We start from the raw sequence: 15,008 nt of genomic DNA on the forward strand, positions 1-15,008 counted from the left end.
GATGTTTTGCCCTAATTTGATGAAGGAAGGAAGAAAAAATTGATCAGCTTTTTTAAATTACTTATAGCAAAAATAAAGGCTAAAATCCAGCAGCGATATGAACAGAAAATGATAAAAGAGATATCAGAAAACATGACACCTGTTAGCGGGATGATTATTTACCTAGAGCAGTTTAAGAAAGGTAAGTTTAAGTATAAAATCCTTGTTAAGGCTGGAGCCAATAAAACGGTTATGCTAAAAGTTAAAAATAAGATTAGACTTAAACAAGGGGATCGTGTACACGGATACTACGATAAGGATCGAATAGCCTTGATTGAAGTGGCATAAGAAATGAGAGAGAATGAGTAACAACTCGGGTTTCCCGGGTTGTTTTTATTTAAGCCAAAGGTAAAAAATACCCTATACTACAGACATAGTTCACAAAAGCCATAGTTGGGCAATTGTAGCCGTAGTACGGCTCTTTAATATGTATATTATTATAAGAGAATATTTTACTCCTTAATTTTGGTAACAATTTCAGACTGTTGAAAAAGTAGTAAGAGGGATTTTATCAGTTACTATTTTGGTGTTCAAGTATAATTATGTATAACTACCTAATATTGGATAAAACTGCTGGGCCATTACGGTACAGTAGTTTTTTAGGTTAAGCAGGGTCACGATTTGCAATATAAAATGAAAAATATGGTTGTTCCATATTTATCACCTATTAAAGCCTTACTCAATAAAATGGTAGCAACAATTTATTGATTTTTGTTAGTGTACAATTTTCTGGTAGATAAGGTATTGAGGAGGCGAAGCATGAAAGGAACCATTAGTGAAATCTGGGAGGTAGTTGATCAAATGGTAGAAGAAAATATTGATACGTTTCTAGAGGATAAAGTGGAAGAGGATATTGTTGAAGATAATCTTAAGGATATTGAAGAATATGATGATGACATAGGAATAGACTTTAATGAAATAGAGAAAGATGAGAAGTTTAAAACTTTTGATCCAGTCGAAGAAAATAAAGAGGAGTGGTTGCAGGAATTTGAAAGGATACTGGCGGATTACAAACTCCAGCCAACTTATAAAATAGAAACTATTAAAAGAAATTCGTCATCAGAGGCACTAAAGGCTGTTTTATTGGTTGGGGGTGGCATTATCATTCTTGGTTTAGTCGCAGGGGGATTTATGGTCAATAGAAATTACTGCAGGAGAGCCGTGGTTCAGACGTTGCCGGTTAAGGAAGAACCGGCAGTTAAGGAACCGGTAATAGAAACAATTTCCGCACAACCTTTTCCCAAAAGGGAAAGAATGCCGTGGCCGTTTTTTTATTTTAGGTAATTGAAGACAATGGAGTCTGGAGGTAACAAATGAACAAAGGTCATTTGATAATATTGGATTACCCTGTGAATCCTCAACCACGTTATGGTTATGGCAAGTCACCCCATCGGCAGCTGACTGAAATAATTAGCAGAAATATTCACATATATAAAGATTATTTACAGAGTTTTCTACCATTTAAAGCTTGTTTTTCCAATATACCTATAGTACAAACCAACGATAATTCTACAGAACCTGCCTGGATTAATGGTTGGTTACCGGGTTTGGACTCCGTTGCCATTTACGGTTTTCTTACTCTGCATAACCCTCAAAGATATATTGAAATAGGCTCCGGCAATTCCACTAGGTTTGCCCGGCGAGCTATAAAAGATCACAATCTTAGGACTAAAATAACTTCCGTTGATCCCCAGCCCAGAGCTGAAATTAATGAGATTTGTGATAATGTAATTAGACAGCCAGTAGAAGAGGTGGATCTGGCATTATTTGACGAACTTAAAGCGGGAGATATTTTATTTGTGGACAATTCCCATCGTTCTTTTATGAATTCAGATGTTACCGTTGTTTTTTTAGAGATCTTACCCAGGTTAAAACCGGGTGTAATGGTAGAGTTTCATGATATTTTGTTGCCCTTTGATTATCCTTTGGCCTGGAAAAACAGGTATTACAATGAGCAGTATCTCTTAGCCTGCTACCTATTAGCTGAGGGGAACAAGTTTGAAATTATCCTACCCAATTTCTTTATCAGCTGCCATTACGAATTGAGCAAGGTTTTATCTGGTTTGTGGGAAGAACCTAATTTACAAAGAGTTGAAAAGCACGGGTCTTCTTTTTGGATTAGAATAAAGTAAATTATAAAGCGTATTGTGATGGAGTGAAGTGAGGTAATTATTGTGAAGGCTTTAATACCATGCGGCGGCAAGGGAACACGATTACGTCCTTTAACCTTCACCACGGCAAAGCCACTTATTCCAGTAGCCAACAAACCTATAGTTCACTTTATCATTGAGCAGATTTTAGAAGCGGGGATAAATGATATTGGCATTATCGTTGCTCCTGAAACAGACCAGTGCTTTAGGGCGACTCTAGGCGATGGCTCACGGTGGGGGGCAAAAATAACCTATATTTTACAGGAAAAGCAGACAGGATTGGCAGACACTGTAAATAAAGCCAGAGATTTTTTAGGTGATTCTTCATTTTTAATGTTTCTGGGGGACAACTTGATTCAAGGCAGGGTTAAGGAGATTGTAGCCGATTTTCAGAATTCCGATACCGACGCCATCATACAGTTTAAAAAAGTTAAGGACCCCAGGCAATTTGGGGTAGCGGTTCTGGATCAAAACCAACGGGTAATAAAATTAGTGGAAAAACCCCAAGATCCCCCCACCGATTTAGCTGTTGCTGGCATTTACCTATTCCGACCGGTAATCCATCAAGCTGTGCAAGAGATAAAGCCGTCCTGGCGGGGCGAACTGGAGATAACTGATGCTATTCAAAGATTGGTGGATATGAATTGCCGGGTGGAAGCCAGGGAATTAAAGGGTTGGTGGTTGGATACCGGAAAAAAGGAAGATATTCTAGAGGCTAATCGTGTTATCCTTGATGATTATGCTCAGTTTGACATCCTGGGTGAAGTGGATAAAGAGAGCAGTATTACCGGTAGGGTTGAGCTTGGTACAGGTTCAAAAGTTAAAAACAGTATAATTCGAGGACCAGTAAGAATAGGAGACAATGTAACCATTATTAATTCCTTTATAGGACCCTATACAACCATTGGTAGTGGTTGTATGGTTGAAAATGTAAGCTTACAATATTCAGTGGTTTTGGATAATTGTGACCTGAATAATGTGGATACCATTGAAGATAGTTTAATCGGTTATAACAGCAAGGTTTACCGGCAAGAAACCCGGAGAAAGACATTACGCTTAATGGTGGGGGATGATTCTGAAATTACGATATAAACAAAAAGATGGCAATGCCAGGAAGGTAATATGTAAGAACAATGTTAAGGCTGTAGATATATATTTCTACAGTCTTATATGTTTTCTGCCATAAAATGTAACCACAATGCCGTGCATTGAATAACTTATAGTAAAAAGAGTAGGGGGTTAAGTATATGTCAGAATTTAAGTGCGGCTCAAAGCCAGCCCGTGTGTGTGTTGATGTTACCTGTGGAACCCAATCGGATTGTGTTAGCAATTCCGTTCTCATAACCGCATTAAGTACAGGTACCATAGCAAAGATTCCTGTAACGCTGGCTGAATTCACTGTGCAGGTAAACATAGATTCATTTATTACTCTGCCTGAACCGGCATTGGAAATAAAGGATATCAAAAAAAGGGTGAAAGTTACTCAGTGCCTGTTACTCCAACCTACCAATGTACTTTTCCTAGAAGGTTTTATACGTAAAAACATTGATTATTCTACCCGTACCTGTTCCAATGCGGAAGGTGTATGTGGTGATATCCGTCACTGTACCGTGGATGTTCCCTTTAAGTGTACAACAACCGTACCCTTTAACAGTGGTGTGATGCCTGAGGATATCAGGTTTAATTCTACTAACGAGTTTGAATATTTTAAAAGACAGAATTTACCCCGTGAGTTTGCAGAAAAAGATAAACTGCTATCTGGTGATTTTTCCGAATTTAACCAGATTAGTGAGGAATTTTTCAATGAGCTTCCCTACTGCGAATTAATCAGTGCCAGGATTGTGGAGTTTGATGAGTTTCTAAATCGCAGGCGTCTCCATGGTGAAAAACTTCCCTTTGAGGAAAGGTTGTTTAGGAGATTTGAAGAAAAGGCAGTTTTAAACATTACTCTAAAAATCCTGCAAAATCGCCAAGTATGTATTCCACCTACCACCTGCAACGTACGCGGTCAGGTAGCAGATCATTACGGAACTGGTGTTAGTGGTGTAACCATGACCTTTACCATTGAACCTGGTCAACAACTTCCCTGCGGTACTATTCCTTTACCTAGCTCTGTGACAACTAACGCCGGCGGTTTCTATAACCAGATGGGTTTTGCCAACGGCATCACCTACAAGGTAACACCAAGTAAAGCTAATTGCACGTTCGATCCACCCTTCCGTACATTCCAGTGTCCGGCAATTCTGAACTTCGAAGCCCAATGTAGAGGATAAAGAGAAAGGAGCAGCCCTGGGCGCTGCTCCTTTCTCCTTTGTCTGGTATGGGGCACCTATAAAAATGAAATCATGGTTTCAATCATTTGGGTATAACATTCTTCGTCAGGTGTCTTTTTAAGCTGCTGGAAAGCTGTGTCTAGGGCTGTATATGCCTGTGCTTTGTTCCCCTGAATAAATAATTCCAATCCCTGGCGAATCAAGCCTTCCGTAATGTTTTGTATAAAACTCTTAGGTTTTTCATCGGCAATTCCGTGAACAGAGAAAAGGTTTATCGGTGGAGGTCCCATGGCTATACATTGGTTCATGCACTCCAAAGCTTGGGGAATGTTGTCCAGGTGGGAGTACAATATCCCTTTTAGATAAACCAGATCTGTATAATTGGGGAATACTTTTAGAAATTTATCAGCAAAGTCCAATCCCTCTTGATATTGCTGCAGGTTAATGTAACAAGTTACCATGCTGCGAATCATAGACGGGACATAGTTTTCATTTATATCAGATCTTCCTAGGGATAAAGTGTAATAATCTAAGGCCTTTTGGTAATCTCCCATTTTCTGGTGTTCCACCGCTATATAAAAAGGGATAAAACCGGTGTTACCGTAATCTTGGTGTGCCTTGTGCAGGATTCTTAGATTCCGTTCTATTTTATTTTTATTTGCTGCTTCGTCAATATCATAACCGTAATGATATATTGTAATATCACTCTGGCCGATTTTATCGCGTGAAGAATTACGAATCACCGAAGGTAATATTTGTTCATGAATGGGACATTCAAAGCGATGTAGGGGGCTGTTTCTAAACATCCGGAAGCCCAAAAACCTAGTACCGGGCTGGTTATTAAACATGTTTATTATTTTTAAACTGTAACCGTTGAAATTTTCGTTCTCTATAACCCCTTTGAGCAATGGAGCTGTATCAGGGTCCAGTTCTTCATCACAGTCCAGAAACAGAATCCAGTCACCCGTGGCGTGTTCCAGGGATTTATTCCTGGCCAGGGCGAAGTCATCCTGCCAAATAAAGTGATATACCTCCGCACCTAATTCCTCGGCTAATTCTACTGTGTAATCTGTGGAACCGGTATCTACCACTATAATTTGATCTACATAATCTTTAGCACTGTTAATACAGCGGGCAATGTTCTGTTCTTCGTCTTTGGCAATGATACACAAGCTGATGGTTTTAGCCATTTAGTGTCCCCCCTTTAACCGGGTATCTGTCATAAGGTCTTTCTGAAGGTGGATAAGGCAATTGTTAAATCTGGGATTATGGGGGTAATTTTCCAGTGCTTTTAGTACCATCTGCAAAGCTTGCTTACGATAAATAGTTTTTAATAACCTTTGGTACTGGTCTGCTTCGGGAAGTATGGCTAACGCTTGGTGTATCATGTTATGGGCAGATTCCAGATCTTCGTTGTTTAAAAAGTATAGGCCTAGTACATAATAGTAGTCCGGGTGGGTAGACCCCTGCTTCAGTTCCTGTAAAGCCAGCCTAGCTGCCAGTTCTAACTTTTCATTATTTAGATTAGAGTTACTTAAATAGGTAATTTTACTTTCTGTTGTATCTAGTCCGGCTAATGAAAGAACATCATTAGCCAGTTTAAATCCTTTTGTTGCTAAAAGTTTGTTCATTATTAGAAGGAAAGCTTCGGAGTTAATATCAAACTTACAAGTAGTAGGACAGTTGAATAACCTGTCATTTATATAACTCAGTATTTTGATTAATTCCTGATCCGGGTCAGTTTGTTGTTCCAGATATATTGAAGCGTCCAGTGGGGGAGAGGAGTTCCAGTGGGCTAGAATTAGTTCCTGTAAAACATCATGATATAAAGCAATGTTGTTAATTTGTTTTAAAGTTTGAGTCACCTCATTGTGACGGGCTGTTTTTATAAAGTATAAACACTTGTAATAAGCAACTTCCTCGCTTTTAACTGGGATTTTATCAAATAGTTTACCGGCCAGTTCATACTCTTCAATCTGATAAAGCATTCGGGCTAGTATGAACTTCTCTGCAGTCTTATCCGCATGTTTTATATTTGCTTTTAAAATTTTGTATACTATTTGCCCGTTGCCAAGAGCAGTTTTTAGTATTTTGGCAAGGGTTAGATATTGTTTCATATCATTATTTTTAAGCTTTAAGCCCATTATTTGATAGTCCAGGGCTTTTTTCAAATCTCCCTGGTCTATATAAATTTGAGCTAACTCAAATAAGGGCATAAAGCTGCCTACGCCTGTTCTGGTGGTATATTTACTGATTTTTTGTTCCCCCAACTGCAGGCATTTTTCAAAACAAAGTATGGCCCTGCTTACATGGCCTAACCTTTTATACAGTTCTCCTTCTATAAAATGAATATCCACATAATCTGGATAATGGGTTTTACATTTCTCTATATACTCAGCCGCTTCAACAATTTTGCCAATTTTTAATAGGCAGGTTATTAAAGAAATAAAAATACTAGGGGCGTACATAGCTTGTAAACTAACATTTTTAAGGGCTTTAAGGTAATAATTGGTTGCTCCTTCCAGGTCATTTAAATTGACACATGAACCTCCCAGGGTATAGAGGTAAAAGGGATTATTTGGTTCCTTATCTACTAGGGCTTTGTTAATACGGTAATTTCTTTGGGCTTTATCTTTGGCAATAAATTCTGAAGCTAGGTAGCCGTAGTGTAGAATCGTAATGCCGGAGTTTACTACCGGAGGTTGATTTGGGCTGGCAGCTGAAATTGAGCTGATAATTTGCTCGTGGAGTTTACCCTCAAAACGGTATTCAGGTTTGTTTTTAAACATACGTATGTTAAGGTGTTTCAGAGGATCATTGCCGTCAGTTAAGTTAATAATTTGGAAGTAATAGGCCTCATACTGGGGCAGGTTACTCAGTGCCCTTAATCGCTGGCAGCAGTTAGCCTCCAGTTCTTCGTCTGCATCCAGGTAAAGTATCCAATCCCCGGCAGCTTTGGAAAGGCTAAAATTTCGGGCTGCGGCAAAGTCCTCATCCCACTGATAAGTATAGATTTTAGCATCAAATTTCTTGGCTATATTAACGGTATTATCCACCGAACCGGTATCAACAATAATAATCTCATCCACACAATCCTTGGCGCTGTTAAGACATCTAGCCAGGTTGCGTTCTTCGTTCTTTACAATCATGCATAATGAGATCATGGTTTTCCTCCCTTGAAGTCTCTAAGCCAGTATATGTAGTGGAGTGTAATAGGGTGAAAAAAATAAGGTCGGCAACGAGCTTGCCGACCAGGTTATATTTGGTTAGCTACAGAAAGTTGCTACAGGTACCCATTCCGCATGTTTAAATTCATTAACCTTGCTGCCTTGGCTATCGGGTAGACCGGTTTTTGTTGCAGCATAAACCAGGACTCCAGTGGCAGAGCTAAGCATGGCCCTGACTTCAACATTTCTTTCACCGTAACTAGGTAGAGAGACCTCTTCAGACTCTCCACAGCAGGCAGGGATAGTTAAGAATACGTCACTTACATCGGTAACCGGACAACTGTCTAAATTACGAATAGTAAAGGTTACACTTTGGGTTTCATTGGTATTGTTAAGGGCTTTCAGAAGAAGGGTTTGTTCTTCGCAATCAACAAAGAAAGGTCCGGAGGTTAAAAAGGGTGTTACACCCTGGTTAGCTAGTATCTGGCTTACTTCAGACTTGATTTCTTGTAGTCCATAAGTCTCGCTAAATACTGCGTTTTCAATTGCAGATACTTCAGCTTTAATCTCACTGAGACCAAAGGTTGGGTTGAGGACAATATCCAGAGCAATATCTCGTATTTCAGTAGAAATTTCCAGTATCTGTGATACTTCAGTTTTAATCTCACTGAGGCCAAAGGTTGGGTTTGAGATCTCATCTTGAATACCGCCTACTATGGTTTGTATCATGGATATTTCAGACTTAATCTCCGGCAGGCCGAAGGTGGGGCTAAAAACACCATGTTCAATACGCCAGACTTCTTTCTTAATTTCTTTTAAACCAAATCTAGGATTGCATAGCATTTCTTCGCATTTTGCTATTTCTCGCTTAAGAATACATAAGCATTTGATAATTTTATACAACAAATGTTGGTCATGACCGCAATCTACATTACCGTAATGGCTGTCGTCATAATCGTTACCATCGTCTTGCCAGTCACTGTATTTTTTCTCCTCTTTTTTCCACGGATTGTCATCGTCCCAATCCCACATAAGAAAAACCTCCTTCATAATGTTCTCTTACATAATATGACAAATTAAGATATTTGTTACTTATGTGGGTTATTAAAGTAATTAAACTAACTTAAAGACAGGGTCGTTAACTATTTTACGATCCTGTCTTTAATAATCATTTTGCAGTAATTCTTTTTGAATATCGATTAACCAGTTATTTAAGATGGGGTCATGTGGATACTTTTGCATTGCTGCAAGAATTTTTGTTAATGACTTTTTAAGGTATATAATTTTTAATTCATCTTTGTCATTTGGTAATCCGGCTAATAATTTGCCGGAAAGGTGATACTCCTTATTTTCATATAGCAGGTGAGCCAGGGTAATAAAATCCTTAATGTTATTGTTTTTAAGTTTTAATCCCTGGGTTTGATAATAGATTGCTTTTTTAATATCACCATAGGTTTTATAAATTTGTGCCAGCTCAAAAAGAGGCAGGAAACTCCCAACACCTGTTCTGCTTGTATACTTACCCTTAGTTTGTTCACCAAGGCTAAGACATTTTTCAAAACAAAGCCTAGCCCTCTCGGTATGGCCTAACCGGCTGAAAAGTTGCCCTTCCAGAAAATGAATGTCCACGTAATCCGGGTAGTATATTTTGGATTCTTCTATATATTTTACTGCTTCGGCAAGTTGGCCCAGTTTTATCAGGCAGGATATATAGGAGAGGAATATGTTTGGCGCATATAATGCCTTTAGGTCTACCATTTCTAGGGCTTTACGATAATTGGCTGCTGCCCCTTCCAGGTCGTCTAAATTAATATAGGCTCCTGCCAGGTTATAAAGATAAAAGGGTTGGTTTGGGTATTCTTCTACCAAACGCTTGTTGATACGGTAATTTCTCCTGGCCTTGTTTTTAGCAATAAATTCGGAACTCAAATAACCGTAATGAAAAATATTTATCCTAGAGTTAACCACAAGCCCTCCATTTGATGTAATTGAATTCATAATCTGCTCGTGAAGTCGGCCCTCAAAACGGTGTTCTGGCTTGTTTTTAAACATGCGTACATTGATGTGCCTAATGGTATCATTGCTGTCAGAAAGATTATTTATTTGAAAGAAATAACCATCGATTCCCGGTTTGTTTGCTAGAGCTTTTAAGCGTTGGCAGCAGTTGGTTTCAAGTTCTTCGTCTGCATCTAAATAAAGTATCCAATCGCCAATGGCCTTTGAGATACTGAAATTGCGAGCTGCGGCAAAGTCGTCATCCCAGTGGTAAGAATAAACCTTGGCGTCGAACTGCTTGGCAATGTCAACTGTAGTATCCTTAGAACCAGTGTCAACGATGATCATTTCATCTACAGAATCTTTAACACTGTTAAGGCATCTTGCCAAATTATGTTCTTCATTCTTTACAATCATACATAATGTGATCATGGGTTTCCTCCAGAAAGTTATTAGGTTAGTATATGTTAAAGTAGTAAATGAAGTGTCAAAAGGAAAATATTTGTAAATAGGGAAGTCGGCAACAAATGTTGCCGACTTCTGTCTAGCTGCAAAGGGTGCCAAAGGGGAGAAAATCTCCTGATTTAAATGATACTGGTATGTTTTGTCCTGTATTTCCAGCAACGTAAAGGAAGATGCCAAAAGTGGAACTGGTTTGGGCATTTATTATTAAATTTTTATCTTCGTTAAAAGGATTACTAAAAATAAAATGAGTACCACAACAGTTAGTAATATTAGAGAAACCAATTGTGTTTATTTGCGATATTGGACAAGTTCCAATATCGAAGGTTTTAAATGTTACACTTGCGGTTGTCCCGCTGGCATTGAACATTTTATATTCAAGATCCATTATAGTTTTTATTAGAAGGAAGGGGCCGGTGGTTAGATTCTGTGCTGGACCCCGGAGGGCAAGCAATGATGAAACCTCAGCCTTGATTTCAGATAACCCGAAGGTCTCACTGAACACAGCGGATTCAATGGCAGATACTTCAGACTTAATTTCGGATAACCCGAAGGTCTCACTGAATACAGCGGATTCAATGGCAGATACTTCAGACTTAATTTCGGATAACCCGAAGGTCTCACTGAATACAGCGGATTCAATGGCAGATACTTCAGACTTAATCTCGGACAAACCAAAGGTCTCACTGAACACAGCAGACTCGATAGCAGAGATTTCAGACTTAATATCGCCGAAGTCAACAATACTTAGGCTGCTGACCAGAGCAAGGATATCAGAAACCTCAGCCTTGATTTCAGACAAACCAAAGGTCTCACTGAATACAGCGGATTCGATAGCAGAGATCTCGGACTTAATATCGCCGAAGTCAACAATACTCAGGCTACTGACCAGAGCAAGGATATCAGAAACCTCAGCCTTGATTTCGGATAACCCGAAGGTCTCACTGAACACAGCAGACTCGATGGCAGATACTTCAGACTTAATTTCGGACAAACCAAAGGTCTCACTGAACACAGCAGACTCGATGGCAGATACTTCAGACTTAATCTCGGATAACCCAAAGGTCTCACTGAATACAGCGGACTCGATAGCAGAGATCTCGGACTTAATATCGCCGAAGTCAACAATACTCAGGCTGCTGACCAGAGCAAGGATATCAGAAACCTCAGCCTTGATTTCAGACAAACCAAAGGTCTCACTGAACACAGCGGATTCGATAGCAGAGATTTCGGACTTAATATCGCCGAAGTCAACAATACTCAGGCTGCTGACCAGAGCAAGGATATCAGAAACCTCAGCCTTGATTTCAGACAAACCAAAGGTCTCACTGAACACAGCAGACTCGATGGCAGATACTTCAGACTTAATCTCGGATAACCCAAAGGTCTCACTGAATACAGCGGACTCGATAGCAGAGATTTCAGACTTAATATCGCCGAAGTCAACAATACTCAGGCTGCTGACCAGAGCAAGTATATCAGAAACCTCAGCCTTGATTTCGGATAACCCGAAGGTCTCACTGAACACAGCAGACTCGATGGCAGAGATCTCGGACTTAATCTCGGACAAACCAAAGGTCTCACTGAACACCGCAGATTCGATAGCAGAGATTTCGGACTTAATATCGCCGAAGTCAACAATACTCAGGCTGCTGACCAGAGCAAGGATATCAGAAACCTCAGCCTTGATTTCAGACAAACCAAAGGTCTCACTGAACACAGCAGACTCGATGGCAGATACTTCAGCCTTAATTTCAGACAAACCAAAGGTCTCACTGAACACAGCAGATTCGATAGCAGAGATCTCGGACTTAATATCGCCGAAGTCAACAATACTCAGGCTACTGACCAGAGCAAGGATATCAGAAACCTCAGCCTTGATTTCGGATAACCCGAAGGTCTCACTGAACACAGCAGACTCGATGGCAGATACTTCAGACTTAATCTCGGACAAACCAAAGGTAGGATTATTAATTTCGTCATCAATACCGGCTACAATTGTTAGAATAATAGAAACTTCAGACTTAATCTCTGGTAATCCAAAGGTGCAACTGAAAACACCATTTTCAATGCGGTTAACTTCTCTTTTAATTTCTTTCAGGCCAAATCTCCGGTTAAAGATAGCCTCTTCAATGCATTTAATTTCTTTCTTAATCTCCCTAAGCCCAAACTTTTTATTTTTTAGCAGGCAGAGAATAATTTTTAGTTTGAGGCAGGTGAAAATAAAGCACTTGAGTAGTTTGTCATCAAAGCAGGGATCTTTATGATGGTCATGGTGATGGCAATGGTGGTGATCATGATGGCCGGGATCATTACAATTAAAGGGATCATTAATATCGCAAGAATCTTTGAATGGATTCTTTTGATCATAAGGATCACAAGTGTCGCCGTAACTGCCAAATTCCTTAAGGCCTGCCCAGTCAATAAGGTCATTCCAGTCTGAAATATCTCCCCAATCGTCTTTAAAACCAAAGTTTTTTTCTAAATACTCTATGTCATCTGATAGTTCATCAACGATCTCATCGGCTATGTCTTCTGTCAAGTCCTCAGAGAAATCTGCTGCATCTTCCGTTAAGTCCTGTGAAAAACTCTGTGGTAGATCTTCATCAAAGTCATCTAAAAAATTACCTATGGGTTTTTTTGATGACTCTTTAGCGAATTCCTCCGGCAAATCATCTTTTAGGAGTTCTTCCAGGTCTTGTTCACTGTAGTTTGGAACTTTTTCCAACATCGAGTTAACCATATTTTTAATGTATTGTTTGAACTCGTTTTGATTCATTTAAGCTAGCTACCCCCTTTCTATATGTTGTTAATTTATTCCACGCTAAGTAAATAGGTGACGTTTTAAGACTAAAAAAACACTCGAAACCTAAATATCGAGTGTTTTAGACCTGTACCATAAGAAAAGGTATTTAATTACATTTATATCTTTAGTAGATACTTGGGGGAATTTGCACCTGGCGTTTCTGTAGTATTTTAAGAGTAAGGTATAGAACCATTTTTTGCTCAAATTGCCTAAATTCTTTTTCTTCAAAGGGTAGAGTTACGCCCTTTGGGTGTCTACGATTGAGGTATTCATCATACTGGACGATTCTTGCACTGACTAATTCACAGAAGGGAAGTTCATTATAGAATTCTTCGCTAACCTGGTTAAACTCTGACAGATCACCGGAAAGTAACTCATCTTTCTCTGCGAAGCCATGACCCTTCAACTTTTCTCTCCGGAAGTATTCAAATTCTTCCGATGTATTTGGCATGGGGGGAAGTGGGTAAGTACCATTAATTTCGATAGGTGTATTACAGCTAAAGGGAACGTCAACAGTACAATGGCGAATATCCCCGCAAACTCCTTCGGTATTAGAGCAAAGACGATTAGAATAATCTATATTATTACGAATAAATCCCTTAACACAAAGAGTTATAGGACCGCTGGTTTGACCGGGAGCTTGCAATAACATACACTGAGTAACTTTTACCCTTTTTTTACAACCCTTTATTTCTAATGCGCGCTCAGGAAGAGTGATGGTTGAATTAACATCTATTTGCAGCGTTGTTTCAGCAACAACTACCGGTATTTTTGAGGTTAAAGGGCCATATAGTGCTTCAATGGGGACAGAAGTACTAACACAGGTTGGTTGGGTTCCGCCGGTTACTATTTTTTTAGAAGGTTTATGGGGTGGACAACAATAACTCATATTTCTCAATCCTCCTTTTATAATTTTACTGCATGTTATTCAATCTACCAGTGTTGTGTTACTTATTCTGGAAAAAAATCCATAATGTATCACAATTTCCGTGTGTATCCTAGGTAACTTATGGAATGTAATATAACAGATTAATTTCAAAATAAAATTACCAAAAAAAGTAACATCTATAAAAATGGTAGAATATTATGCAGTAAAATATGGAAAATCAAGAAGATAATGTATATAATTAGTTATGAGTATAAAGACAACAATGCAAAAGAGCAACCGCTGGCCTTTTACCTTCGGCTACTCTATTGCATTGTTACCTATAAAATTATTTATAAAAAGTTACAAACAGTGATACGCCCATAAATTCTGTAGAAAGAGCAAATGGTATATAATGGGATTATGTTACACTGGTACCTAAATCCCAGGAATTTGTACCTGTTGATTTTGCAGAATCTTAAGAGTGATGTATAGAACCATTTTTTCTTCAATTTTCCTAAATTCTTTTTCTTCAAAAGGAAGATCATCATCGTAAGGACGTTTACAATTTAGAAATTCGTCAAACTCAACAATTCTTGCACTAATTAGCTCACAGAAGGGTAGCTCTGTAAAATATTCATCACTAACCTGGTTAAATTCTGAAAAATCACCGGACAGCAATTGATCTTTTTCTGCAAATTTACTATCCGGTAAATCCTGTGTCTTAAAATATTCAAATTCCCATGAAGAATTGGGTACAGGATTAATCGGTGGTGTAGCAAAGTTTTCTATGGTTGTTGTACAGCTAAAGGGGACATCTATAGTGCAGTGACGAATATCTCCGCAGACACCTTCTTTATTGGAACAACTGCGGGTAGCATAGTCAATATTTTTACGAACAAAACCTTTTAAGAATAAAACATTAGTATCTTGTAGGAGCAGACATTGAGTAACTTTCAGGCGTTTTTTAATTCTTTTGATTTCTAGGGCAGGTTCAGGAAGTTTGATAGTGGAATTCATATTAACCTGAACTTCCACTTCTGCAAGTACTACCGGTATTTTTGCTACTGCCCCCATAGCATATGCGTTAATAGGAACTGTATTACTAACACATTCCTGCTGAGTTCCGCCTGTAACCTTAACGCATTTGCCTTTTGTGTGTTCTTTTTTGCAGTTCTGGTCCTTATCTCCTGGAATATCAAAGTATGATTCTTTTTGATCACTTTTTGACATAATTTGATCCCCCTTAAT

Annotated in this window: 12 protein-coding genes; 5 read left to right on the forward strand and 7 right to left on the reverse strand. The window is 38.8% G+C overall.

Annotated features, from left to right (window positions below; translation table 11 throughout):
- Positions 1-39: 39 nt before the first annotated feature.
- The 5 genes from DRED_RS07470 (at position 40) to DRED_RS07490 (ending at position 4,462) form a co-directional block, all read left to right on the forward strand.
- Entirely contained in the window at positions 40-327 is a 288-nt protein-coding gene (locus DRED_RS07470; RefSeq protein WP_011877730.1) for a hypothetical protein, read from the forward strand.
- A 471-nt stretch (positions 328-798) separates the two neighbouring features.
- Positions 799-1,323 (forward strand): hypothetical protein, encoded by a 525-nt coding sequence (locus DRED_RS07475; RefSeq protein WP_011877731.1) that lies wholly within the window; start codon positions 799-801, stop codon positions 1,321-1,323.
- 29 nt (positions 1,324-1,352) lie between these two features.
- Complete coding sequence (locus DRED_RS07480) at positions 1,353-2,171, forward strand: class I SAM-dependent methyltransferase (protein ID WP_011877732.1); 819 nt, start codon at positions 1,353-1,355, stop codon at positions 2,169-2,171.
- A 42-nt stretch (positions 2,172-2,213) separates the two neighbouring features.
- The gene (locus tag DRED_RS07485; RefSeq protein WP_011877733.1) at positions 2,214-3,281 is read left to right on the forward strand and encodes a glucose-1-phosphate thymidylyltransferase; all 1,068 of its coding nucleotides are present in this window, start codon (positions 2,214-2,216) and stop codon (positions 3,279-3,281) included.
- A gap of 155 nt (positions 3,282-3,436) precedes the next feature.
- The gene (locus DRED_RS07490) at positions 3,437-4,462 is read left to right on the forward strand and encodes a CsxC family protein (RefSeq protein WP_011877734.1); all 1,026 of its coding nucleotides are present in this window, start codon (positions 3,437-3,439) and stop codon (positions 4,460-4,462) included.
- A gap of 56 nt (positions 4,463-4,518) precedes the next feature.
- Here DRED_RS07490 and DRED_RS07495 read toward each other — a convergent pair whose 3' ends face one another.
- From DRED_RS07495 to DRED_RS07525, 7 genes are all read right to left on the reverse strand, one after another.
- Positions 4,519-5,652, reverse strand: a complete 1,134-nt coding sequence (locus tag DRED_RS07495; protein ID WP_011877735.1) for a glycosyltransferase — start codon at positions 5,650-5,652, stop codon at positions 4,519-4,521.
- Entirely contained in the window at positions 5,653-7,626 is a 1,974-nt protein-coding gene (locus tag DRED_RS07500) for a TPR domain-containing glycosyltransferase (RefSeq protein WP_011877736.1), read from the reverse strand.
- A 102-nt stretch (positions 7,627-7,728) separates the two neighbouring features.
- Positions 7,729-8,661 (reverse strand): hypothetical protein, encoded by a 933-nt coding sequence (locus tag DRED_RS07505; RefSeq protein ID WP_011877737.1) that lies wholly within the window; start codon positions 8,659-8,661, stop codon positions 7,729-7,731.
- Between the two features lie 129 nt (positions 8,662-8,790).
- Positions 8,791-10,056 (reverse strand): tetratricopeptide repeat-containing glycosyltransferase family 2 protein, encoded by a 1,266-nt coding sequence (locus DRED_RS07510; protein WP_011877738.1) that lies wholly within the window; start codon positions 10,054-10,056, stop codon positions 8,791-8,793.
- A 112-nt stretch (positions 10,057-10,168) separates the two neighbouring features.
- Positions 10,169-12,865, reverse strand: a complete 2,697-nt coding sequence (locus DRED_RS19280; protein ID WP_011877739.1) for a hypothetical protein — start codon at positions 12,863-12,865, stop codon at positions 10,169-10,171.
- A 151-nt stretch (positions 12,866-13,016) separates the two neighbouring features.
- Positions 13,017-13,781, reverse strand: a complete 765-nt coding sequence (locus DRED_RS07520) for a CsxC family protein (RefSeq protein ID WP_011877740.1) — start codon at positions 13,779-13,781, stop codon at positions 13,017-13,019.
- Positions 13,782-14,195: 414 nt separating this feature from the next.
- Complete coding sequence (locus DRED_RS07525) at positions 14,196-14,990, reverse strand: CsxC family protein (RefSeq protein ID WP_011877741.1); 795 nt, start codon at positions 14,988-14,990, stop codon at positions 14,196-14,198.
- Between the last annotated feature and the right edge of the window lie 18 nt (positions 14,991-15,008).

It is taken from the genome of Desulforamulus reducens MI-1 (assembly GCF_000016165.1).
Lineage (GTDB): Bacteria > Bacillota > Desulfotomaculia > Desulfotomaculales > Desulfotomaculaceae > Desulfotomaculum > Desulfotomaculum reducens.

Excerpts from the sequence above, each read along its gene's own strand:
- DRED_RS07520 (WP_011877740.1), bottom strand. The coding sequence starts at position 13,781 with ATGAGTTATTGTTGTCCACCCCATAAACCTTCTAAAAAAATAGTAACC.
- DRED_RS07510 (WP_011877738.1), bottom strand. The coding sequence starts at position 10,056 with ATGATCACATTATGTATGATTGTAAAGAATGAAGAACATAATTTGGCA.
- DRED_RS07500 (WP_011877736.1), bottom strand. The coding sequence starts at position 7,626 with ATGATCTCATTATGCATGATTGTAAAGAACGAAGAACGCAACCTGGCT.
- DRED_RS07505 (WP_011877737.1), bottom strand. The coding sequence starts at position 8,661 with ATGTGGGATTGGGACGATGACAATCCGTGGAAAAAAGAGGAGAAAAAA.
- DRED_RS07490 (WP_011877734.1), top strand. The coding sequence starts at position 3,437 with ATGTCAGAATTTAAGTGCGGCTCAAAGCCAGCCCGTGTGTGTGTTGAT.
- DRED_RS07475 (WP_011877731.1), top strand. The coding sequence starts at position 799 with ATGAAAGGAACCATTAGTGAAATCTGGGAGGTAGTTGATCAAATGGTA.
- DRED_RS07525 (WP_011877741.1), bottom strand. The coding sequence starts at position 14,990 with ATGTCAAAAAGTGATCAAAAAGAATCATACTTTGATATTCCAGGAGAT.
- DRED_RS07480 (WP_011877732.1), top strand. The coding sequence starts at position 1,353 with ATGAACAAAGGTCATTTGATAATATTGGATTACCCTGTGAATCCTCAA.
- DRED_RS19280 (WP_011877739.1), bottom strand. The coding sequence starts at position 12,865 with ATGAATCAAAACGAGTTCAAACAATACATTAAAAATATGGTTAACTCG.
- DRED_RS07495 (WP_011877735.1), bottom strand. The coding sequence starts at position 5,652 with ATGGCTAAAACCATCAGCTTGTGTATCATTGCCAAAGACGAAGAACAG.